General features: G+C 58.6%; 21 protein-coding genes. 7 read left to right on the top strand and 14 right to left on the bottom strand.

Features of this window, described 5'->3' with window-relative positions; all coding sequences use genetic code 11:
- Nucleotides 1-86: 86 nt before the first annotated feature.
- From AC07S6_RS17375 to AC07S6_RS17340, 8 genes are all read right to left on the bottom strand, one after another.
- The gene (locus AC07S6_RS17375; protein WP_003188952.1) at nt 87-821 is read right to left on the bottom strand and encodes an amino acid ABC transporter ATP-binding protein; all 735 of its coding nucleotides are present in this window, start codon (nt 819-821) and stop codon (nt 87-89) included.
- Entirely contained in the window at nt 818-1,489 is a 672-nt protein-coding gene (locus AC07S6_RS17370) for an amino acid ABC transporter permease (protein WP_003188954.1), read from the bottom strand. Before AC07S6_RS17370 ends, AC07S6_RS17375 begins: the two co-directional genes overlap by 4 nt.
- Complete coding sequence (locus AC07S6_RS17365) at nt 1,489-2,235, bottom strand: amino acid ABC transporter permease (protein ID WP_014717132.1); 747 nt, start codon at nt 2,233-2,235, stop codon at nt 1,489-1,491. The genes AC07S6_RS17370 and AC07S6_RS17365 overlap by 1 nt, the downstream gene beginning before the upstream one ends.
- Nucleotides 2,236-2,429: 194 nt before the next feature.
- Nucleotides 2,430-3,356 (bottom strand): glutamate/aspartate ABC transporter substrate-binding protein, encoded by a 927-nt coding sequence (locus tag AC07S6_RS17360; protein ID WP_005785249.1) that lies wholly within the window; start codon nt 3,354-3,356, stop codon nt 2,430-2,432.
- Nucleotides 3,357-3,718: 362 nt separating this feature from the next.
- Nucleotides 3,719-5,257: a glycerol-3-phosphate dehydrogenase gene (gene glpD / locus AC07S6_RS17355; protein ID WP_495112681.1), complete on the bottom strand. Its 1,539-nt coding sequence runs from the start codon at nt 5,255-5,257 to the stop codon at nt 3,719-3,721.
- A 259-nt stretch (nt 5,258-5,516) separates the two neighbouring features.
- Nucleotides 5,517-6,272 (bottom strand): DeoR/GlpR family transcriptional regulator, encoded by a 756-nt coding sequence (locus AC07S6_RS17350; RefSeq protein WP_003188962.1) that lies wholly within the window; start codon nt 6,270-6,272, stop codon nt 5,517-5,519.
- Between the two features lie 94 nt (nt 6,273-6,366).
- Nucleotides 6,367-7,872 carry a glycerol kinase GlpK gene (glpK, locus tag AC07S6_RS17345; protein ID WP_032893327.1) on the bottom strand — a complete coding sequence of 502 codons (1,506 nt, stop codon included), beginning with the start codon at nt 7,870-7,872 and terminating at the stop codon, nt 6,367-6,369.
- A gap of 76 nt (nt 7,873-7,948) precedes the next feature.
- Nucleotides 7,949-8,806 carry an MIP/aquaporin family protein gene (locus AC07S6_RS17340; RefSeq protein ID WP_014717136.1) on the bottom strand — a complete coding sequence of 286 codons (858 nt, stop codon included), beginning with the start codon at nt 8,804-8,806 and terminating at the stop codon, nt 7,949-7,951.
- A gap of 325 nt (nt 8,807-9,131) precedes the next feature.
- On the opposite strand from AC07S6_RS17340, the gene ybaK reads away from it, so the two are divergent.
- A complete protein-coding gene (gene ybaK / locus AC07S6_RS17335) occupies nt 9,132-9,602 on the top strand; it encodes a Cys-tRNA(Pro) deacylase (RefSeq protein ID WP_495112680.1) in 471 nt (156 codons plus the stop codon).
- A 133-nt stretch (nt 9,603-9,735) separates the two neighbouring features.
- On the opposite strand, the gene AC07S6_RS17330 is transcribed toward ybaK, so the two are convergent.
- Both AC07S6_RS17330 and argF read right to left on the bottom strand, forming a co-directional pair.
- Nucleotides 9,736-10,845 (bottom strand): ABC transporter ATP-binding protein, encoded by a 1,110-nt coding sequence (locus AC07S6_RS17330; protein WP_495112679.1) that lies wholly within the window; start codon nt 10,843-10,845, stop codon nt 9,736-9,738.
- Nucleotides 10,842-11,762, bottom strand: coding sequence for an ornithine carbamoyltransferase (argF, locus tag AC07S6_RS17325; RefSeq protein ID WP_313041932.1), 921 nt, complete (start codon nt 11,760-11,762; stop codon nt 10,842-10,844). The genes AC07S6_RS17330 and argF overlap by 4 nt, the downstream gene beginning before the upstream one ends.
- 422 nt (nt 11,763-12,184) lie before the next feature.
- On the opposite strand from argF, the gene AC07S6_RS17320 reads away from it, so the two are divergent.
- Nucleotides 12,185-14,293 carry a molybdopterin oxidoreductase family protein gene (locus AC07S6_RS17320; protein ID WP_495112678.1) on the top strand — a complete coding sequence of 703 codons (2,109 nt, stop codon included), beginning with the start codon at nt 12,185-12,187 and terminating at the stop codon, nt 14,291-14,293.
- A gap of 77 nt (nt 14,294-14,370) precedes the next feature.
- Nucleotides 14,371-14,709: a Grx4 family monothiol glutaredoxin gene (grxD, locus tag AC07S6_RS17315; protein ID WP_014717141.1), complete on the top strand. Its 339-nt coding sequence runs from the start codon at nt 14,371-14,373 to the stop codon at nt 14,707-14,709.
- Between the two features lie 68 nt (nt 14,710-14,777).
- Here grxD and bfr read toward each other — a convergent pair whose 3' ends face one another.
- The gene (gene bfr, locus AC07S6_RS17310) at nt 14,778-15,248 is read right to left on the bottom strand and encodes a bacterioferritin (RefSeq protein ID WP_054898039.1); all 471 of its coding nucleotides are present in this window, start codon (nt 15,246-15,248) and stop codon (nt 14,778-14,780) included.
- A 200-nt stretch (nt 15,249-15,448) separates the two neighbouring features.
- Nucleotides 15,449-15,667: a bacterioferritin-associated ferredoxin gene (locus AC07S6_RS17305; RefSeq protein WP_017526354.1), complete on the bottom strand. Its 219-nt coding sequence runs from the start codon at nt 15,665-15,667 to the stop codon at nt 15,449-15,451.
- Nucleotides 15,668-15,910: 243 nt separating this feature from the next.
- Between AC07S6_RS17305 and AC07S6_RS17300 the strand changes: the two genes are divergently transcribed.
- A complete protein-coding gene (locus AC07S6_RS17300) occupies nt 15,911-16,513 on the top strand; it encodes a peroxiredoxin (RefSeq protein ID WP_003172097.1) in 603 nt (200 codons plus the stop codon).
- A gap of 65 nt (nt 16,514-16,578) precedes the next feature.
- Here the strand turns inward: AC07S6_RS17300 and rnt are convergent, their stop codons facing one another.
- Together rnt and pyrC are read right to left on the bottom strand one after the other, a co-directional pair.
- Nucleotides 16,579-17,250: a ribonuclease T gene (gene rnt / locus AC07S6_RS17295; protein ID WP_003188980.1), complete on the bottom strand. Its 672-nt coding sequence runs from the start codon at nt 17,248-17,250 to the stop codon at nt 16,579-16,581.
- Entirely contained in the window at nt 17,247-18,293 is a 1,047-nt protein-coding gene (pyrC, locus tag AC07S6_RS17290) for a dihydroorotase (protein WP_197865024.1), read from the bottom strand. The genes rnt and pyrC overlap by 4 nt, the downstream gene beginning before the upstream one ends.
- 156 nt (nt 18,294-18,449) lie before the next feature.
- Between pyrC and AC07S6_RS17285 the strand changes: the two genes are divergently transcribed.
- The 3 genes from AC07S6_RS17285 to AC07S6_RS17275 all read left to right on the top strand — a co-directional run bounded on the left by AC07S6_RS17285 (nt 18,450) and on the right by AC07S6_RS17275 (nt 21,950).
- On the top strand, nt 18,450-19,358 hold the full coding sequence (locus tag AC07S6_RS17285) for a flagellar protein MotY (protein ID WP_197880426.1): 909 nt from the start codon (nt 18,450-18,452) through the stop codon (nt 19,356-19,358).
- 128 nt (nt 19,359-19,486) lie between these two features.
- Nucleotides 19,487-20,704 carry an argininosuccinate synthase gene (locus AC07S6_RS17280; protein ID WP_495112677.1) on the top strand — a complete coding sequence of 406 codons (1,218 nt, stop codon included), beginning with the start codon at nt 19,487-19,489 and terminating at the stop codon, nt 20,702-20,704.
- Between the two features lie 613 nt (nt 20,705-21,317).
- A complete protein-coding gene (locus tag AC07S6_RS17275; protein WP_003188986.1) occupies nt 21,318-21,950 on the top strand; it encodes a response regulator transcription factor in 633 nt (210 codons plus the stop codon).
- Nucleotides 21,951-22,025 lie beyond the last annotated feature (75 nt).

Genomic DNA, 22,025 nt, shown 5'->3' with positions numbered 1-22,025 from the left:
GTGTAACAGTTGCACCGAGGCGATGCCATCGCAGGCAAGCCAGCTCCCACACAAGCCCGGCTCCTACAGGACGAACGGTGTTGCTTTTAGTGCTGCAGGATTTTCTCGAGGAAGTGCTGCGCACGCTCGGAGCGTGCGCTGATGTCGCCGAAGAACTCTTCCTTCGGGCAGTCTTCGATGATCTTGCCGGCGTCCATGAAGATCACGCGGTCGGCCACTTTGCGCGCAAAGCCCATTTCGTGGGTCACACACATCATGGTCATGCCTTCGTGGGCCAGTTGCACCATCACGTCGAGCACTTCGTTGACCATTTCCGGGTCCAGCGCCGAGGTCGGTTCGTCGAACAGCATGACGATCGGGTCCATGGCCAGGGCGCGGGCAATCGCCACACGTTGTTGCTGGCCGCCGGAGAGCTGGCCAGGGTGCTTGTGGGCGTGAGCCGACAAGCCCACGCGGTCGAGCAGTTGCAGGCCCTTCTTGGTGGCTTCTTCCTTGCTGCGGCCCAATACCTTGATCTGCGCGATGGTCAGGTTTTCGGTGATGGTCAGGTGCGGGAACAGCTCGAAGTGCTGAAACACCATGCCCACGCGCGAACGCAGTTTTGGCAGGTTGGTCTTCGGGTCGGCGATGGAGGTGCCGTCGACGACAATGTCGCCTTTCTGGAACGGTTCCAGCGCGTTCACGCACTTGATCAGGGTGGATTTGCCCGAGCCGGACGGCCCGCACACCACGATCACTTCGCCTTTTTTAACCTCAGTGCTGCAATCGGTCAGCACCTGGAAGTCGCCATACCACTTGTTGATGTTCTTGATAGAGATCATACGGCAAACCTTTTTTGCAGACGCTTGACCAGCAGCGAGGCGGAAAAGCTGATGATGAAGTAGACGACACCGGCAAAAATCAGGAACTCGTTGGAGCGGCCGATGATGTCGCCGTTGGAGCGGGCGGAGTTGAGGAAGTCCACCAGGCCCACGGTGTAGACCAGGGAGGTGTCCTGGAACAGGATGATCGACTGTTGCAGCAGCAACGGCGTCATCTTGCGGAACGCCTGGGGCAGGATGATCAGGCGCATGGTCTGGCCGTAGGTCATGCCCATGGCTTGTGCCGCCGCCATCTGGCCCTTGGGAATCGACTGCACGCCGGCTCGTACGATTTCGCAGAAGTATGCGGCCTCGAACATCATGAACGCCACGACGCAGGAGGTGAACGCGCCGATCGGGGTGTCTTCGCCGGTGATCCAGCGCAGCACGAACGGCACCGCCAGGTAGAACCAGGTGATCACCAGCAGCAGCGGGATCGAGCGGAAGTAGTTCACATAGGCGCCGGCCACGCGGGACAGCAGTTTATTGGACGACAAGCGCATCAGGGCCAGAATGGTCCCGATGATGATGCCGCCGACCACACCCATGACCATCAGCTTCAAGGTCATGACCATGCCGTTCCACAGGCCCGGGATGGCGGGGATGATGCCGCTGAAATCGAAGTCCATTATTTGCCCCCCACGGAGATCAGGCCGGGCACTGCGACTTTCTTCTCGACCACGCGCATCAGCAGCATCAGGCTCATGTTCAGGGTGAAGTAGATCAGCGTGGCCAGGGTGAAGGCTTCAAACAGGTTGGCCGAGAACTCGGCGGTCTGTTTGGTTTGCGCCAGCAGTTCCATCAAGCCGATCAAGGACGCCACGGAGGAGTTCTTGAACACGTTGAGGAATTCCGAGGTAAGCGGCGGAATGATGATGCGGTAAGCCTGGGGCAGCAGCACGTTCCAGTAGATCTGCGGCAGCTTGAAGCCCATGGCGCGCGCCGCGGATTCCTGGCCCCGTGGCAGCGCCTGGATACCGGTACGCACTTGCTCGCACACACGGGCGGCGGTGAACAGGCCCAGGCACACCACGACGCTCAGGTAGGCCGAGGTGGTCGGGTTCAGGTCTTGTTTGTACCAGTCCTGCAGGTTCTGCGGCAGCATGTCCGGTACCAGGAAGTACCAGATGAACAGCTGAACCAGCAGCGGCACGTTACGAAACAGTTCCACGTAGCAGGTCGCGATGCCCGATACGAGGCGGTTTGGCACCGTGCGCATGACCCCCAGAATGGAGCCCAGCAGCAAGGCGATAATCCATGCCACGACAGCGATGGCGATGGTCCAGCCCAGCCCGGAGAGGTACCAGTCGAGATAAGTCTCGCTGCCCACGCCGGTGGACTTGAAGAACACGCCCCAGTCCCAGTTGTAATTCATTAGGGTCTCCCCTCGAGATCGATCGATGTACAAGCACCCGCTTGGGGAAGATCCGTTCCCGCCTGACGTTGAACGCCAGGCACACACGATCGGCTCGAAAACCGCCAGGTCGAGTGTTCCAAGTTAAAGCCAGCAGGTAATTACAGACGCCTGAGGGAGTGTTGGCTCCCTCAGGACATAAGCTTAGTCAGGTATCAGATTTTTACTTCTGGCGCTGGTTTGTCGCTAGGGTTAGCGATCAGCTCCTTGACCTTGTCGCTCATCGGGAAGTTCAGGTTCAGGCCTTTCGGTGGGATCGGGCTTTCGAACCATTTGGCGTAGATCTTGTTGATCTCGCCTGACTTGTACAGGGCGACAATGGCGTCATCCACGGCTTTCTTGAAGTCCGGGTCGCCTTTGCGAACCATGCATGCATAGGCTTCGAATGACTGCGGAGTGCCGGTGATAACCCAGTCATCGGGCTTCTTGGCCTTGGCTTCTTCACCGGCCAGCAGGGCGTCGTCCATCATGAATGCAACGGCACGGCCGCTTTCGAGCATCTGGAAGGATTCGCCGTGGTCTTTGGCGGAGATAACGTTCATGCCCATCTGCTTGTCGGCGTTCATCGCCTTGATGATGCGCTCGGACGTGGTGCCGGCGGTGGTCACGACGTTTTTGCCTTTCAGGTCGGCAAAGTCAGCGTAGGACGGCTTGCCTTCCTTGTCTTTCTTGACCAGCAGGCGGGTGCCGATTTCGAAGATGTTGACGGTGAAGTCAACTTGCTGGGCGCGTTCGGCGTTATTGGTGGTGGAGCCGCATTCCAGATCCGCGGTGCCGTTCTGGATCAACGGGATACGGGTTTGCGAGGTCACCAGGTTGTACTTGGCTTTGAGGTCGGGTTTGTTCAGGTCTTTTTTCAGTTGCTCGACAACGGCCAACTGGATGTCGTGGGAGTAGCCCACGGGTTTGCCCGAGCCATCCGCGATGTAGGAAAACGGAATGGAGCTGTCGCGGTGAGCGAGAGTGATGGTGCCGGAGTCGTTGATTTTCTTCAGTGTGCCGGTGAGTTCGGCGGCAAAAACTGGAGTGCTGATCAGAGCAGCAGCGATAGCTGCGCCCAGGATATGGGGAACGATGCGCATCAATACTTCCTCGACATTTGTTTTTTTTATGAAGCCAGCTGAACGGCTCTCTTGTAAAGCGACTGCCCGTGACGGCTCCTAAGGCGCCTCAGGCAATCGTTGAAGAGTGTAGAGCATGAGTCGTGCCATACCGAAAACAAAAGGATAACTTCATGATTTATATGGAAATTAACTTTTTGTTTCGGTGATATTTTCGGTCTTTGATCCGGCAAACCGAATAGAGCAGAGGGGCACGTTCGGAAAACCGAATAGTCTGTAGGAGCGAGCTTGCTCGCGAAAAACGCAAAAACGCCGCGTTTATGCTGAATAAACGCGGCGCTCTCTAGTTTTTCGCGAGCAAGCTCGCTCCTACAGTCAGGCGGTCAGGCCGCTTCGATCTTGCTGCGGTTCTGCTCGACCTTGGACAAGTAGCGCTGCAGGTTTTCCTGCTCTTGCGGCGTAGTGAACAGGCCAAGCTTGGTACGGCGCCAGAGCACGTCCTGTGGTTGTGTTACCCACTCTTCGGCGCACAGGTAGTCGACTTCGCGGGTATAGAGGCCGCCACCCAGGTGGTCACCCAGATCGGCGAGTGATTGCACGCCCTCCAGCAGGCGCCAGGTGCGGCTGCCGTAAGTGGTGGACCAGCGGCGGGCGATCTCGCTCGGTACCCAGTCGAACTTGGCGCGGATGGCGTCGGCCAGGGCTTCAGGGGTGGTCATGTCTTCACCGCCGGGCAGGCTGGCCGTGGCGGTCCAGCTAGGGCGCATCTGGGTGAAGTACGGCGCCAGTTGAGCCATGGCCGACTCGGCCAGTTTGCGATAGGTGGTCAGCTTGCCGCCGAATACCGACAGGATCGGCGCTTCGCCGGTGCCGCCGGACAAGGCCAGGGTGTAATCGCGCGTGATGGCCGATGGGTTGTCGGACTCGTCGTTGCACAGCGGGCGCACGCCGGAGTAAGTGTGGACGATATCGTCACGGCTCAGTTGTTTCTTGAAGTGCGCATTGACCACTTTGAGCATGTAGTCGGTTTCGCCTTCGGTGATCGCCACTGCAGCCGGGTCGCCGGTGTATTCGCGGTCGGTGGTGCCGATGATGGTCAAGTGGTTCAGGTACGGAATGGTGAAGACGATGCGCTGGTCTTCGTTCTGCAGGATGTGCGCGTGGGCGCCTTCGTACAGGCGCGGCACGATCAGGTGGCTGCCCTGGATCAAGCGGATGCCGTAGGGCGAATCCAGCTTCAGGTCGTCCTTAATGAATTTGGCCACCCAAGGACCGGCAGCATTCACCAGGGCGCGGGCGCGGATCGAGAACAGGCTGCCGTCGGCACGCTCCATGTTCATTTCCCACAGGCCGTTGCTGCGATGGGCGCTGACGCAACGGGTCTGCGTATGGATATGCGCGCCTTTCTCACGGGCCGCCATGGCGTTGAGCACGACCAGGCGAGCGTCATCGACCCAGCAGTCGGAGTATTCGAAGCCTCGGGTAATTTCACTTTTCAGCGGGCTGTCGGCACCGAACTTGAGGCTTTTGGAGCCTGCCAGTTTTTCGCGCTTGCCCAAGTGGTCATACAGGAACAAGCCAGCGCGAATCATCCACGCCGGGCGCAAGTGCGGGCGGTGCGGCAGCACGAAGCGCATTTGCTTGACGATGTGTGGGGCTTTGCCTAGCAGCACCTCACGTTCGGCCAGGGCTTCGCGCACCAGGCGGAATTCATAGTGTTCCAGGTAACGCAGGCCGCCGTGGATCAGCTTACTGCTGGCCGAGGAGGTGTGGCTGGCCAAGTCATCCTTTTCGCAAAGGAATACCGACAAACCGCGACCGGCTGCGTCTGCCGCAATCCCGACGCCATTGATCCCGCCACCAATTACGGCAACGTCATAGACTTCGGCAAGCGGTGGAGCAGGCAAGGTGGAAGGGTTCATCGGCTGGCCTCGCGATCTTTTCGTCTTGGAATTCGAACATTAATGTTCATTTGCGAAAATGGTAGCTGATAATTGCGGGCACAGCCACCCGACTTCGATTGAAAAAACTCATCGAAGGGTGGGGAAAGGAAGAATTATGAACAAAGGTGAATGTATCGGTGTTATTGAGGGCGTCATCGCGGGCAAGCCCGGCTCCTACATTTGATTGCCTTTCAAACTGTGGGAGCCGGGCTTGCCCGCGATGACGCCTGAACAGGCGCTACACCACTTCCAGCCGCACCTTGTGCTCATTCAGCACTTGCACCAAGGCCGGCACCGGCTGCTGGTCAGTCACCAGGCAGTCCACCAGGCTGATCGGCCCCAGGCGAATCATGGCATTGCGCCCGAATTTGCTGGAGTCTGCCGCCAGAATCACTTGCCGCGCATTGGCGATGATGGCCTGGGAAACCCGCACTTCTTGGTAATCGAAGTCCAGCAGGCTGCCGTCCTCGTCGATCCCGCTGATACCCACCAGGGCAAAGTCGACCTTGAACTGGTTGATGAAGTCGACACTGGCCTGGCCCACCACACCACCGTCACGGCGCACATTGCCGCCGGTGAGCAACACATCGAAGTCGTCCTTGGCACTGAGCATGGTGGCGACGTTGAGGTTGTTGGTGATGATTTTCAGGTGGCTGTGATTGAGCAGCGCACGGGCGATGGATTCGGTGGTGGTGCCGATGTTGATGAACAGCGAGGCATGATCGGGAATCTGCGCGGCGATGGCTTCACCGATGCGTTGCTTCTCGTCGCGCATCTGGTCGGCACGCATGGCGTACGCGGTGTTCTCGACACTGGAGTCATAGGCTGCGCCGCCGTGGTAGCGGCGCAACAGGTTGGCGTCCGCCAGCTGGTTGATATCGCGGCGGATGGTTTGCGGGGTGACAACGAATAGCTGCGCCATTTCCTCGATACTGACGTACCCGCGTTCGCGGACCAGTTCGAGGATTTGTTGTTGGCGGGGAGGCAGATTCATGGGGCGTCCTTTGGGCTGCCATACAAAAGTGGCCCATGATGACGCAGGAATCCGCTCCCTGCCAGTTACAACCTGCCGTAAGCCAGCGCTTGGCTTATTCGGCGCCTTCGTGCGGCTCCCAGTCACGGGTGCGGCTCACAGCTTTTTGCCAGCCGGCGTAGAGTTTCTCTTTGGCCGCCTCGTCCAGCTGTGGCTCGAACTCGCGCTCGATTACCGCCTTGCCGCGCAACTCGTCCAGGCTGCCCCAGAAGCCACACGCCAGGCCGGCCAGGTAGGCTGCGCCCAAGGCAGTGGTCTCACGCATTTGCGGGCGTTCTACCTGGGTGCCGAGGATGTCGGCCTGGAATTGCATCAGGAAGTTATTGGCAACCGCGCCGCCGTCCACGCGCAGGGCCTTGAGGCGTTCGCCCGAGTCCTGTTGCATGGCGTCGAGGACGTCGCGGGTCTGGTAGGCAATCGATTCCAGGGCTGCGCGAATAATGTGGTCTACGCGTACGCCACGGGTCAGGCCGAACAGTGCGCCACGGGCATACGGGTCCCAGTAGGGCGCGCCGAGACCGGTGAAAGCGGGTACCAGGTACACGCCGTTGCTGTCCTTGACCTTGCCGGCAAAGTATTCGGTGTCGTGGGCATCGTTGATGATCTTCAGCTCGTCACGTAGCCATTGCACGGTGGAGCCACCGTTGAAGACCGCGCCTTCCAGGGCATAGGCCACCTCACCGCGCGGGCCGCAGGCAATGGTGGTGAGCATGCCGTGCTTGGATTTCACCGCCTTGTCGCCGGTGTTCATCAGCAGGAAGCAGCCGGTGCCGTAGGTGTTCTTGGCCTGGCCCGCTTCCACGCACATCTGGCCAAACAGGGCCGCTTGCTGGTCGCCGGCAATGCCACCGATAGCGATGCCGCTCTTGGTACGGCCATAGATTTCCGACGACGACTTCACTTCAGGGAGCATTTCCCGTGGGATGTCGAGAATCTCCAGCATCTTCGCATCCCACTCCAGGGTGTGGATGTTGAAGAGCATGGTGCGCGACGCGTTGGTGTAGTCGGTGACGTGGGTCTTGCCGCCGGTAAATTTCCAGATCAGCCAGCTGTCGACGGTGCCGAACAGCAGTTCGCCATTGCGCGCACGTTCGCGGCTGCCTTCGACGTTGTCGAGGATCCACTTGAGCTTGGTGCCGGAGAAGTACGGGTCGGTCACAAGGCCCGTGGTGTCGCTGATGTATTGCTCATGGCCGTCGCGCTTGAGCTGCTGGCAGATCTCGGTGCTGCGACGGCACTGCCAGACGATGGCGTTGTAGATCGGGCGGCCGGTGATCTTGTCCCAGACCACCGTGGTTTCGCGCTGGTTGGTGATACCGATGGCGGCCACCTGGTCATGGTGCAGGCCGGCCTGGGCCAGCGCCTCAACCATCACCGCGCTCTGGGTGGCGAAGATTTCCATCGGGTCATGTTCAACCCAGCCCGCCTGCGGGTAGTGCTGGACGAATTCACGCTGGGCTGTACACACCACGTTGGCGTCACGATCGAAGATGATCGCCCGGGAACTGGTGGTGCCCTGATCAAGGGCAATGATGTAGTTCTTATTCTGAAGGTCGGTCATGTCAATTGCCTTGGACGAAATAAGGAAGTCAGAAATCAGCCTGGGCCGCGAAGGGCAGGGGACCAGGCTGGCGCTTTCAGGAAATACGAGTCTTGCCGTTGACAGCCGTGTCAGGTGTTTCTTCAGCGATAGCCGGTGCTGCGCTCGGCAGATGGCGGGCAATCAGCCCGCGATAGGCCGCAGCACCCAGGCATGCGCCGACAATTGGGGCGAAAATCGGCACCAGGAAGTAAGGAATATCTCGACCGCCAGTAAAGGCCATTTCACCCCAACCGGCGAAAAAGGTCATCAGCTTGGGGCCGAAATCCCGTGCCGGGTTCATCGCAAAGCCAGTCAACGGGCCCATGGCGCTGCCGATTACGGCGATCAGCAAACCGATCAGCAGGGGGGCCAGGGGGCCGCGTGGCAGGCCGTTGTTATCGTCGGTGAGGGCCATGATCACGCCCATCAGGATGGCGGTGATGACCATCTCCACCAGGAATGCCTGGGCCGTGCTCAGCAGCGCATGGGGATAGGTGGAGAACACCGAGGCCAATTCCAGGCTGGCTTGGGAGCCGCGGACCATGTGGTGAGTTTGTTCGTAATCGAAAAACAGATTGCTGTAGAGCGTGTACACCAGGGCGGCGGAGCAAAAGGCGCCGGCGACCTGGGCAAGAATATAGAAGGGCAGTTTGCGCTTTTCAAAATCGGCAAAGATGCACAGGGCGATACTGACCGCCGGGTTGAGGTGAGCCCCGGAAATACCGGCACTCAGGTAGATCGCCATGCTCACGCCGACCCCCCAGATGATACTGATTTCCCATAAGCCAAAGCTCGCACCCGCGACCTTGAGCGCGGCGACGCATCCTGTACCGAAGAAGATCAGCAGCGCGGTGCCCAGGAATTCGGCCATGCATTGGCTCGAAAGTGAAGGCTGTTGAAGAGCAGTTGTCATGGAAAACCTCAATTGTTGTTCTTGTCTTGCGCACGGCCTCAACGGGCAGTTGCGCGATATTCACCGCGAGAAGGATCCCCATCCTGGATCGCGGCTTACTGCGGAGTACCGCAGGATTATTCCTACGGTATTCGGAAACGAAAAAATATAGACAAGAATGACCGCTGTCAAAGGTCGAAAGTGAACCATTGGTCATTTCCGAACTATTGGTGTGATGAATGATCATGGCCAAGGCGCGTTGCTTAAGCGGTAATAGGTCTGTGCTAGAGCGTTTTAGGTAGGCTTGGCCTAGAATTGGCCATCAGTTTGCCCGCCCGGAGCCGCTATGACCCCTGCATTGGACCTGTTGAAAAAAGTTCGCGCCGAACATCGTGTGCATAGTTATGAACATCATCCCAAGGCAGCCTCGTATGGGCTGGAGGCCGCGGAGAAATTGAGCCTGGACCCGGCCCAGGTGTTCAAGACGCTGCTGGCGAGCAGTGAGAAGGGTGAATTGTTGGTGGCGGTTGTGCCGGTCGTCGGAAGTCTGGACTTGAAAGCCCTGGCTCACGCTGCGGGTGTGAAGAAAGTCGAAATGGCTGACCCGGCAGCGGCGCAGCGCTCCACGGGTTATCTGTTGGGCGGCATCAGTCCGTTGGGGCAGAAAAAGCGCCTGCGCACGTTTATCGATGAAACGGCGCAACCCTTTGCAACGATTTTTGTCAGCGCGGGCAGAAGAGGCCTGGAAGTTGAATTGCCAGCGGCGGTGTTGGCTGAACACACCCAGGCCAAATTCGCACCGATCGGTCGGGCCTGATAATCATCTTTGAAGTCTATGAGGATCAAATGTGGGAGCTGGCTTGCTTGCGATAGCATCAACGCGGTGTAACAGATAACCCGAGTTGTCTGCATCGCAGGCAAGCCAGCTCCTACATCCCGACCCGGTTTTATCAGTGAGCGACGCTGTGGCGGCGCACGCCTGACTCAACGGCGGGAATCTGCGCCGCTGTGCTGCCGGATGCCTGGAACACCACCAAATGTTCAGCCGCCACACGGATCCCCACCTCTGCGCCCACTTGGTGATCGGCATGGCTGGGGAAAATCGACTCTAATTGCGCGCCGGTCGGCAGCTGTAACCGGTACAGCGTTGAGGCGCCGAGGAAGGTCTTGCCGGCGATCCGGGCTTTCAACGCGCTGTCCGGCGCATACACGATATCGTCCGGGCGCAGCAGCACGTCCACCGCAGCGCCGGTAGGCAAAGTGTAGGCACGGTTGCCGCGCAGGTCGCCCAGTTCAGTGCTGACCGATTCGGGCGAGTTCAGCCGACCACGGATGAAATACCCCTGGCCGATGAAACTGGCGACGTAAGGCGTCTGCGGTTCGTGATAGAGGTTGTAGGGCGTGTCCCACTGCTCAAGGCGGCCTTCCTTGAAGACCCCGACGTGGTCGCTGACGGCGAAGGCCTCTTCCTGATCATGGGTTACCAGGATCGCGCTGGTGCCGCGAGCCTTGAGGATGTCGCGCACTTCATGGCTGAGCTTGCGGCGCAGTTCCCCATCGAGGTTGGAAAAGGGTTCATCCAGCAACAGCAGTTGCGGCTCCGGCGCCAGGGCGCGGGCGAGGGCGACGCGTTGTTGCTGGCCACCGGAAAGCTCATGGGGGAAGCGCTTGCCCAGGTTTTTCAAGTTGACCAGTTCCAGCAACTCGGCGACCACGCGCTCTTTTTGCGGGTGTTTGCGAATGCCAAAGGCGATGTTGTCAGCCACGCTCAGGTGCGGGAACAACGCGTAGTCCTGAAACACCATGCCGATGCGACGTTTCTCCGGGGCGAGGGTGAAACCAGCACGGGAGATGACGTCGCCCGCCAGGCTGATTTCGCCTTCATGCACCGGCTCAAAGCCAGCAATCGCGCGTAGCGTAGTGGTCTTGCCACAGCCCGAAGAGCCGAGCAGGCAACCGATATCGCCGGCGTTGAGGTGCAGGTTGAGGTTCTGCACCACCCGCTGGTCTTGATAGCCGCATGCCAGATTGCGCAGGTTCAGCAGTAATGGCTGGCTCATGCGTGGTGGTACGACGGTGGTACGAGGAATTCGAGCAAGGCTTTTTGCGCATGCAGGCGGTTCTCGGCCTGATCCCACGCGACTGAGCGCGAATCGTCGAGCAGGTCCTGGCTGATTTCTTCGCCCCGGTGGGCGGGCAGGCAGTGCATGAACAGCACGTCTGGCGCGGCCAGGTCGAGCAATGCGCGAGTCACCTGGAACGGTGCGAATTGGGCCAGGCGCTTGGCGGTTTCGTCTTCCTGGCCCATGGAGGTCCAGACGTCGGTGCTCACCAGGTGCGCGTCGACCACTGCGTCTTTCGGATCGCGCAGCAGTTGCACACGACCGTCGGCCTTGGCCATGAACTCGGCGCTGGGCTCGTAGCCTTCGGGGCAGGCGATACGCAAGTGGAAGTCGAACTGGATCGCCGCTTCTATATAGCTGTTGCACATATTGTTGCCGTCGCCGATCCAGGCCACGGTCTTGCCTTGGATCGAGCCACGGTGTTCGAGGAAGGTTTGCATGTCGGCCAGCAACTGGCAGGGATGCAGGTCATCGGACAGGCCGTTGATCACGGGCACACGGGAGTTGGCGGCAAATTCGGTCAAGGTGCTGTGGGCGAAGGTACGGATCATCACGGCATCGAGCATGCGCGACATCACGATGGCGCAATCGCTGATCGGCTCACCACGGCCCAACTGGGTGTCGCGCGGTGACAGGAAGATGGCCTGGCCACCCAGCTGGATCATGCCGGCTTCGAACGACAGGCGTGTGCGCGTCGAGGACTTTTCGAAAATCATCCCGAGCACCCGGTTTTTCAACGGCTCAAACAGTACACCGCGGTTACGCAGGTCTTTAAGCTCAATGCCGCGACGGATCACGCTGACCAGCTCTTCGGGCGTGCAATCCATCAGGGAGAGAAAGTGCCTTGCGCTCATCATTAACTACCTTTTGCAACAGACCGCAGATACTCAAAGCCTTGTTTATTGCGACAACGGGCGAGACCTGCGGCGAAAGCCGCACGGGGCGACGAAATAGGGGAAGACGCGATATTGACATTAAATGTCGCGTTTTACCAATAGGGCTACGGCTTTAGGGGTGTTCAAGCAGGGCGCTGGCGCGCGTTTGAAGACGATTTCCTGACAGCAGCGAGCCATTTGTACACTGGCGTGCAGGCCTTTTGCAATGCGCGGGGGCGGGCTTGGGCCAGGTCGCGTCGGTTTCAGCGCCTGCTGGAAACATTTGCTCATGCTTAGCCATGCCCTGGCCTATGCCTGTCGATTCACAACGCGAAGGTTGCTGGCGCGCCAAGTGGTCGCGGCCCATAGTTGAGTCAAAGCCCCTATAAAAGAGACTGGCCATGACCAAGACTCTCCACCACCGTGCCTGCCACCTGTGCGAAGCCATCTGCGGCCTTACCCTGGAAACCACCCAAGCCGAAGACGGCAGCCTGGCGATCACCTCGATCAAGGGCGACCCTCTGGACAGTTTCAGTCGCGGCCACATCTGCCCCAAGGCGGTGGCCCTGCAGGACATCCAGAATGACCCGGACCGCCTGCACCAACCCATGCGGCGGGTGGGCAGCGAATGGCAGCCGATTGGCTGGGATGAAGCCTTTGCCCTAGTGGCCGAGCGGCTTGCGGGTATCCAGACGCGGCATGGGCAGAACGCGGTGGCGGTGTATCAGGGCAACCCAAGCGTGCATAACTATGGGTTGATGACCCACAGCAACTACTTTCTAGGGCTGTTGAAGACGCGCAATCGTTTTTCCGCGACCTCGGTAGACCAACTGCCTCATCACCTCACCAGTCACCTGATGTACGGCCACGGCCTGTTGTTGCCCATACCCGATATCGACCAGACCGACTTCATGTTGATTCTCGGCGGCAACCCGCTGGCTTCCAATGGCAGCATCATGACCGTGCCTGATGTGGAAAAACGCCTCAAGGCCATCCAGGCGCGGGGCGGAAAAGTGGTGGTGGTCGACCCTCGGCGCAGCGAGACGGCAGCCATCGCGGACCAGCACGTGTTCGTACGCCCCGGCGGCGATGCGGCATTGTTGTTTGGGGTGCTCAACACGTTGTTCTCCGAGGGGCTGACACGCGACAGCCATTTGCCGGTGCAAGGCCTGGATGATGTACGCAAGGCGATTGCCGGCTTCGATGCCGAGGCCATGAGCCGCCAGTGTGCGGTGCCTGCCGAGCAGATTCGCCAGTTGGCCAGGGACTTCGCCGGCGCTGACAAGGCCGTTTGTTATGGCCGCATGGGGGTCTCGACCCAAGCGTTTGGCACGCTGTGCCATTGGCTGGTGCAACTGATCAACCTGGTGACCGGCAACCTGGACCGTGTCGGCGGCGCGCTCTGCACCAGCCCCGCGGTGGACCTGGTGGCCTCCACCAGCGGCGGCCATTTCAACCGCTGGCAGAGCCGCGTGTCCGGGCGGCCGGAGTACGGCGGAGAACTGCCGGTGTCGGCGCTGGCCGAAGAAATGCTGACCGAGGGTGATGGGCAGATCCGCGCCCTGGTGACGGTGGCCGGCAACCCGGTACTGTCCACGCCTAACGGCCGCCAATTGGAACAAGCCCTGGACGGGTTGGAGTTCATGGTCAGCATCGACCTGTATATCAACGAGACCACGCGTTATGCCGACCTGATCTTGCCCTCCACCTCGGCGCTGGAAAACGATCACTACGACACTACCTTCAATTTGTTCGCGGTACGCAATGTCACACGCTTCAATCGCGCCATTCTGCCCAAGCCTGAGGGTGCATTGCATGACTGGGAGATTTTTGTCGGCTTGGCCAAGGCGTTTGCGGCGCACACTGGCGCGGTGCTCAAGCCCACCCTGCCACCGGCACAGATGATCGACTTTGGCCTGCGTGCGGGTGCCTATGGTGACGCATCCAGTCATAAACTGTCGGTGGCCATGCTGGCGGATCATCCCCATGGCGTCGACCTGGGGCCGCTCAAGCCCAACCTCGGGGCACGTTTGAAAACCGCGGATGGCAAGGTGCAAGCGGCACCGGCCGTGATCCTGGCAGACCTGGCGCGTTTCGCCGCGCAGCCGGTGCCGGTGGCCGACGAACTGCTATTGATTGGCAGGCGGCATGTGCGCAGCAATAATTCCTGGATGCATAACTATCACCGGCTGGTGAAGGGTAAGCCACGCCATCAACTGCTGATGCACCCCGATGATCTGGCTAGCCGTCAGTTGAGCGATGGCCAGCGGGTGCGGGTGAGTTCGCGTATCGGTATGGTCGAAGTGGAAGTAGCGGCCAGCACGGACATGATGCCGGGTGTGGTCAGCCTGCCTCACGGCTGGGGCCACGGTCGTCCGGGCGTGCAGATGAGCATCGCGAGCGGCCAGCCGGGGGCGAGTGCCAATGACTTGACCGACGAGCGGCAATTGGACGAGTTGTCGGGTAATGCGGCGCTCAACGGCGTACCGGTGAAGGTGGCGGCGGCCTGAGCATCCTGCTGGATTTTTGCGTTACAATGCGCCACCGTGCCGACCCGTGAGTCGCAAAGTTCCTGCAGAGGTGTTCCATGGATATCATCGAAACGATCAAAGAGCAGATTGCCAACAACACCATTCTGCTTTACATGAAGGGCGCACCTAACGCGCCTCAGTGCGGTTTCTCCGCAAAAGCGTCCCAGGCCGTCATGCAATGCGGCGAGAAGTTCGCTTACGTGGATATCCTGCAAAACCCTGAAATCCGTGCCAACCTGCCAAAGTACGCCAACTGGCCGACTTTCCCGCAGTTGTGGGTAGCCGGTGAGCTGGTTGGTGGTAGCGACATCATCACTGAAATGGCAGCTGATGGTTCGCTGCAAGCGCTGATCAAAGACGCAGCGCAAAAAGCAGCAGTCAAGACTGACGCCTAATTGGCGAGCAATAAAAAGCCCCGCTTCTCTGGAGAGAGCGGGGCTTTTTTATGCCTGAACGCTACGGGTTATTCACCCATCTGCGATTGCAGGTAATTCTCCAGGCTGACCTTGTCGATCAGGCCCAACTGGGTTTCAAGCCAGTCGATATGCTCTTCCTGATCTTCCAGGATATCTTCCAACAGTTCACGGCTGCCGAAATCGCCCTTGGTTTCGCAGTGAGCGATACCAGCCTTCAGGTCGCTGTGGCTCTTGCGCTCAAAGCCCAGGTCGCTGCTGATCATTTCCTGGGTGTGCTCGCCGATGTTCAGCTTGCCCAGGTCCTGCACGTTCGGCAGGCCTTCCAGGAACAGGATGCGCTTGATCAGCGCGTCGGCGTCCTTCATGGCCTTGATCGATTCTTTGTATTCACGCTTGCCGAGCTTTTCCAGGCCCCAGTCGTCGTACATGCGCGCATGCAGGAAGTACTGATTGATCGCGACCAGTTCATTGGCAAGGATTTTGTTGAGTTGCTGGATGACTGAGATGTCGCCTTTCATGACTGGGGTCCTGCCCTGTAATAGCTGTGTATAGGGCGGAGTCTGAGCGGTGAAAATCCTAGTGTCAAACCTAAGTTATTGAATAATAAATGAAAATTAATCGGAATAAGAATGTTTGTGTTCCGCGTCTTGGCGCTAACTAATTGAATTACAGGCATAAAAAAACCGGACACAAGGTCCGGTTCTTTAAAACATGCCTATCAGGCGTGTGTAAATTCTGTCGAGTAGGGGAGTGCGGCCTGGGCTGTTTGCAGCTGCGTCAGGGTTTCCCGTACCACTTGCTTGGCCAGGCAAGCACATTTGCCGCACTGGCTGGCAACGCCGGTGGTTTCACGCACTTCTTTGTAGCTGCAGCAACCTTCATAGATTGCTTCGCGGATTTGTCCGTCGGTGACGCCAGTGCAGAGGCAGACATACATAAGTGAGAACCGTCGCGGGTTTATGGCTTAAGTGCGATGGATCTTAATGTTAACGAGAATGATTGTCAAAATAGTTTCAGCAGCAATCCGGGGGGAATTGCCCGTGCGCTGACGAACGGTTTTTTCGGTGTATGATGGTCGGTCTTCACGAAGCGTGATTGCGTCATATTTCTGTCTGTTTCCACAGGCAGACTCGACCGGTCCTTTTACTTCAATCGTCACCCCTATATCAGGAGATATCCAATGAGCGTACTCGTCGGTAAACAAGCCCCGGATTTCGACGTACCAGCCGTCCTCGGCAATGGCGAAATCGTAGACAGCTTCAAGCTGTCTGAAGCCATCAAAGGCAAATACGGCCTGGTGTTCTTCTACCCGCTGGACTTCACCTTCGTCTGCCCTTCAGAGCTGATCGCCCTGGACCACCGCATGGACGATTTCAAAGCGCGCAATGTTGAAGTGGTCGCGGTTTCCATCGACTCCCATTTCACCCACAACGCCTGGCGCAACACCGCCATCAACGACGGCGGCATTGGCAAAGTCAAATACACCATGGCTGCCGACATGAAGCACGACATCGCCAAGGCCTACGACGTTGAGTCCGAAGGCGGCGTGGCTTTCCGTGGCGCGTTCCTGATCGACGACAAGGGCGTTGTGCGCTCGCAGATCATCAACGACCTGCCGCTGGGCCGTAACATGGAAGAGCTGATCCGCCTGGTCGACGCGCTGCAATTCCACGAAGAGCACGGCGAAGTCTGCCCTGCCAACTGGAAAAAAGGCGACAAAGGCATGAACGCTTCGCCAGAAGGCGTTGCGGCTTACCTGACCGAGAACGCTGGCAAGCTGTAAGCCAACGTCACGGTACAAAAAAACCGGCCTGAAAAGGCCGGTTTTTTTATGCGTGGGATTTGCCTTCAGTCGTTGAAGTCTTCCCAGCCGCCCATCTGTTTCCACCGATTGACGATGCCGCAGAACAGCTCGGCGGTCTTCTCGGTGTCGTAGCGGGCCGAGTGGGCTTCACGCCCGTCAAAGTCGATACCGGCCGCCTGGCAGGCTTTGGCCAGAACGGTCTGACCGTAGGCCAGGCCGGCAAGCGTTGCGGTGTCGAAACTGGAGAACGGATGAAACGGGTTGCGCTTCATGTCCAACCGCGCCACGGCGGCGTTCAGGAAGCCCAGGTCGAAACTGCTGTTGTGGCCGACCAGGATCGCACGTTTGCAGCCATTGGCCTTCAATGCCTTGCGCACGCCACGGAAGATGTCGGTCAGCGCCGCTTCTTCACTTACCGCCATGCGCAGTGGGTGGTCGAGCTTGATCCCGGTGAATTCCAGGGCAGCGGCTTCGATATTGGCGCCTTCAAACGGCTCGACGCGGAAGAAATGGGTGTGTTCCGGGTACACAAAGCCCTGTTCGTCCATGCCGATGGTGGTTGCGGCGATTTCCAGCAAGGCGTCGGTGGCGCAGTTGAAACCACCGGTTTCTACGTCGATGACAACCGGCAGATAACCGCGAAAACGCTCGGCCATCGGATGGCGCGAGCCGCCACCGCCGTGCTCTTGTTCGTCGTCGTAATGGTCTTCACTCACTTGCTTTCCTCCAGCAGGCGCCAGCGCAGTTTCTCACCGGCGCGCAGCGGGATAACGGTCAGCTCGCCAAACGGCAGGCTGGCAGGGGCGGTCCAGTCTTCACGGACCAGGGTAATGCGGTCGGTATTCGCCGGCAGGCCGTAGAAACGCGGGCCGTTGAGGCTGGCGAAACCTTCGAGTTTGTCCAGCGCGTTACGCTGTTCGAACGCTTCGGCGTACAACTCGATGGCGGCAAACGCGGTGTAGCAGCCGGCGCAGCCGCATGCGGCTTCCTTGGCGTGCTGGGCGTGGGGCGCCGAGTCGGTGCCGAGGAAGAACTTCGGGTTGCCGCTGGTGGCGGCATCCAGCAGGGCTACCTGATGGGTGTTGCGTTTGAGGATCGGCAGGCAGTAGAAATGCGGCCGAATCCCGCCCACCAGCATGTGGTTGCGGTTGTAGAGCAGGTGATGAGCGGTGATGGTCGCGCCAACGTTGGCCGACGCTTCGCTGACGAACTGCACCGCATCGGCGGTGGTGATGTGTTCAAACACCACTTTGAGCGTAGGGAACAACTCGACCACACGACGCATGTGTTCATCGATGAAGATTTTTTCGCGATCGAACACGTCCACATCGCCACGGGTGACTTCCCCGTGGATCAGCAATGGCATGCCGACCTCCGCCATGGCTTCGATCGCCGGCAGGATCTTATCGATACTGGTCACGCCGGAATCGGAGTTGGTGGTCGCGCCTGCCGGGTACAGCTTGGCGGCGTGCACGTAACCGCTGGCCTTGGCTTCTCGGATTTCTTCAGGCTGGGTGCGGTCGGTGAGGTAGAGCACCATCAACGGTTCGAAGCGGCTGCCGGCCGGTCGCGCAGCGAGGATGCGCTGGCGATAGGCGTCGGCTTCTGCGGCATTGCGCACCGGAGGTACGAGGTTAGGCATGATGATGGCGCGGCCAAACGTGCGCGCGACATCGGCCACGGTTTGAGGTAACGCAGCACCATCGCGAAGATGAATATGCCAGTCGTCGGGACGCAGCAGGGTCAGGCGGTCGGACATTGGGGATTCCAGGCGGGTCAATCTGGTGGGAATGCTACCGGAAAAGACTCTTGCAGGCACTCGCTATCAAGTTTTGCCGGATGCTACCGATATCTCCGGGTATGCCTTAACGATGTATGACGCTTTGAAGTGTTGTAGAAACCAGTGGAGCCTCCCGTGCGCCAGTATTATCTAGCCCTGCTCAGTGTGTTCGCCAGCCTGCCTGCGGCTGCCCTCACGTTCCAGACACGTCTGGAGAATATTGAGTGGAAGGTAGAGGGCGATCAGTTCGAGTGCCGCCTGACCCAGCCGATCAGCGATTTCGGTTCCGGTGAATTCGTACGCCGGGCCGGCGAACAGGCGACGTTTCGTCTGAAAACCTATGGCGGCACCCTTGGCGCCGGCTCGGCAACCTTATTGGCCGCGGCCGCGCCGTGGCAGCCGGGCCGAGGTGATATCAACCTTGGGGCCGTGCGTGTCGGCAGCGGCGACGTCCTGTTCAATAGCTCCCAGGCCCAGGCCGGCCGCCTGTTCACGGGTTTGCTTGAAGGGCGCAGCCCGACCGTGCGGCATTACGGGCGTCAAGGCGGCTACTCGGAAATTCGCCTGCTGCCTGTGAAGTTCAACAAGGCGTACAACGATTATCAGGTGTGCACCACCAAGCTGCTGCCCATGAATTACGACCAGGTCAAACAGACTGAAGTGGGCTTCCCCGGTGGTGGTATTGAGCTGGACGCGGCGGCCAAGAAGAAGTTGTCGGTGATCCTGGCATTCATGAAAGCCGATCCCACGGTCAATCATGTCGAGTTGAACGGTCATTCCGATAACAGTGGCAATCGCCTGACCAACCGTGACGTCTCACGGCGCCGCGCCCTGGCGGTGATGGACTACTTCAAGGCCAACGGCATTCAGGAATCGCAAATCACGATGCGCTTCCATGGCGAAAGCTACCCCTTGGCGCCTAACACCAATGCCACCAACCGTGCGCGTAACCGCCGTGTGAATATTCAGTTGGAGCGCGTGGCTGCCCCCGAGAAACCGGCGCCCCAGACCATTGCGCCAAGCAACCCGGCGGCTACCTCCTAAGGGCGACCATCGGTCGCCCACTCGACATAATCTGTCGCTTTATCTTCATTTGCTGTCGCGCCCCTGTAATTTCACGGTTTTGATCGGTAGAATCGTCGCCTTTCCGTACAACCCCGTGGAGTGATGGCATGGCCGACGTAAACAAGGTCGTTCTCGCGTATTCCGGCGGCCTGGACACTTCGGTGATCCTCAAGTGGCTGCAGGATACTTATAACTGTGAAGTGGTGACCTTCACCGCTGACCTGGGTCAGGGTGAAGAGGTCGAGCCTGCACGTGCCAAGGCGCAAGCCATGGGCGTGAGAGAGATCTACATTGACGACCTGCGCGAAGAATTCGTCCGCGATTTCGTTTTCCCGATGTTTCGCGCCAACACTGTCTACGAAGGTGAGTACCTGCTGGGTACCTCCATCGCACGTCCGCTGATCGCCAAGCGCCTGATCGAGATCGCCAACGAAACGGGCGCCGACGCCATTTCTCACGGCGCCACCGGCAAGGGCAACGACCAGGTCCGTTTCGAACTGGGTGCCTACGCACTCAAGCCAGGCGTTAAAGTCATTGCGCCGTGGCGTGAATGGGATCTGCTGTCCCGTGAAAAGCTGATGGATTACGCTGAAAAGCACGCCATCCCGATCGAGCGCCACGGCAAGAAGAAGTCGCCGTACTCAATGGACGCCAACCTGTTGCACATCTCCTATGAAGGCGGCGTGCTGGAAGACACCTGGACCGAGCACGAAGAAGATATGTGGAAATGGACGGTCTCCCCGGAGAACGCTCCAGACAAGGCGCAGTACCTGGAACTGACTTACCGCAACGGCGACATCGTTGCGCTGGACGGCGTTGAAATGACCCCGGCCACCGTACTGGCGACCCTGAACCGTATCGGCGGTCAGCATGGTATCGGCCGTCTCGACATCGTCGAGAACCGTTACGTTGGCATGAAGTCCCGTGGCTGCTATGAAACCCCGGGCGGCACCATCATGCTGCGCGCCCACCGCGCCATCGAATCCATCACCCTGGACCGCGAAGTCGCGCACCTCAAAGACGAGCTGATGCCCAAGTACGCCAGCCTGATCTACACCGGTTACTGGTGGAGCCCTGAGCGTCTGATGCTGCAACAGATGATCGACGCCTCCCAGGCTCACGTGAACGGTGTCGTGCGCCTGAAGCTGTACAAGGGCAACGTGATCGTCACCGGCCGCAAGTCCGATGAGTCGCTGTTCGACTCCAACATCGCCACCTTCGAGGAAGACGGCGGCGCCTACAATCAGGCGGACGCAGCAGGCTTCATCAAGTTGAACGCACTGCGCATGCGCATTGCTGCCAACAAGGGCCGCTCGTTGTTCTGAACCGTGCGCCCGTCGTGAAAAATGGCCCCTTTTGCAAGGGGTCATTTTTTTTGCCTGGATTTTAGATGCAGCGCGGTTTATTGGCGTTTAGCGTGTGTTTAAGGATTTTTTCGTAACTTGCGCAATTATTATCCAGTTTATTTTTATGTTTTTAAGATTGAATGATTTTTTACATCTGAGGAGGAACTATGTCTGACAGAAAATTCACTCATGTAGCTGCAATGGATATGTGAGTTGTTGAATTTTCTGTAGGAATTATGGAAGTGTCGAAATATGTTAAATGGAACTAATGCGGATAGTTTTTTTGGGGCGGTTTGCTGGCGTCATTGCGACAAACAAGGGGCATTTCCTGAAAGTCTTGTGCGGCACGTTTACTTTCACGGGCTGATGGTCATGATCTTTCACTCAAAATATGTACACGCTGAGAAAGGTCTGAAAGCAACCATAAAGCTCTATGCATCTAAGTTGGCGAATTTTTGTAGGCTAATTCCTATCTTCTTGTGGGTTGGGTCTCTGCCTGCTCTTGCTCGGGGTGGAATGCTATGCCAACTAGTAATCGACTAGGCTATTGTGTTTGCTCTAAATAATTCGAACAGCGAAATTGGACTTTCTCATGAATAAAGTGCTGATCGTGGATGATCATCCCGTCATTCGTCTTGCTGTGCGCATGCTAATGGAGCGTCATGGTTATGAGGTCGTTGCCGAGACTGATAACGGTGTCGATGCGTTGCAACTTGCACGGGAACATATGCCGGATATTGTGATACTGGATATCGGAATCCCCAAGCTCGACGGCTTGGAAGTTATTTGTCGGCTGGCTTCGACCAAGCAAGCCGTCTCGTTCAAGGTGCTGGTGCTGACGTCCCAGGCGCCTGGCCATTTTTCCATGCGCTGCATGCAGGCGGGTGCCGCCGGCTATGTGTGCAAGCAGCAGGATCTGACAGAGTTGCTCAGTGCTATCAAGGCGGTGCTTTCCGGCTATAGCTATTTCCCGAACCAGGCGCTCAACTCAGTGCGGTCAACCATGGGCAATGCCAGTGAAGCCGACATGGTCGAACGCTTATCGGGGCGGGAGATGATGGTGCTGCAGCAACTGGCCCGTGGCAAAACCAACAAGGAGATTGCCGATGGCATGTTCCTCAGCAACAAAACCGTCAGTACCTACAAGACGCGCTTGCTGCTCAAGCTCAATGCCAGGTCCCTCGTGGACCTGATCGAACTGGCCCAGCGCAACGGCTTGGTCTAGGAGGATATTGCACCCCTTGAATACCCGTGTAACCGGCAGAAAAAAGCCTCCGTCAGGGAGGCTTCCGGCCGTCAA

The organism is Pseudomonas sp. GW821-FHT07B01 (genome assembly GCF_059419065.1).
The sequence above is the reverse complement of the archived record's forward strand: the minus strand, read 5'-3'. Positions and strand labels throughout refer to the sequence as shown.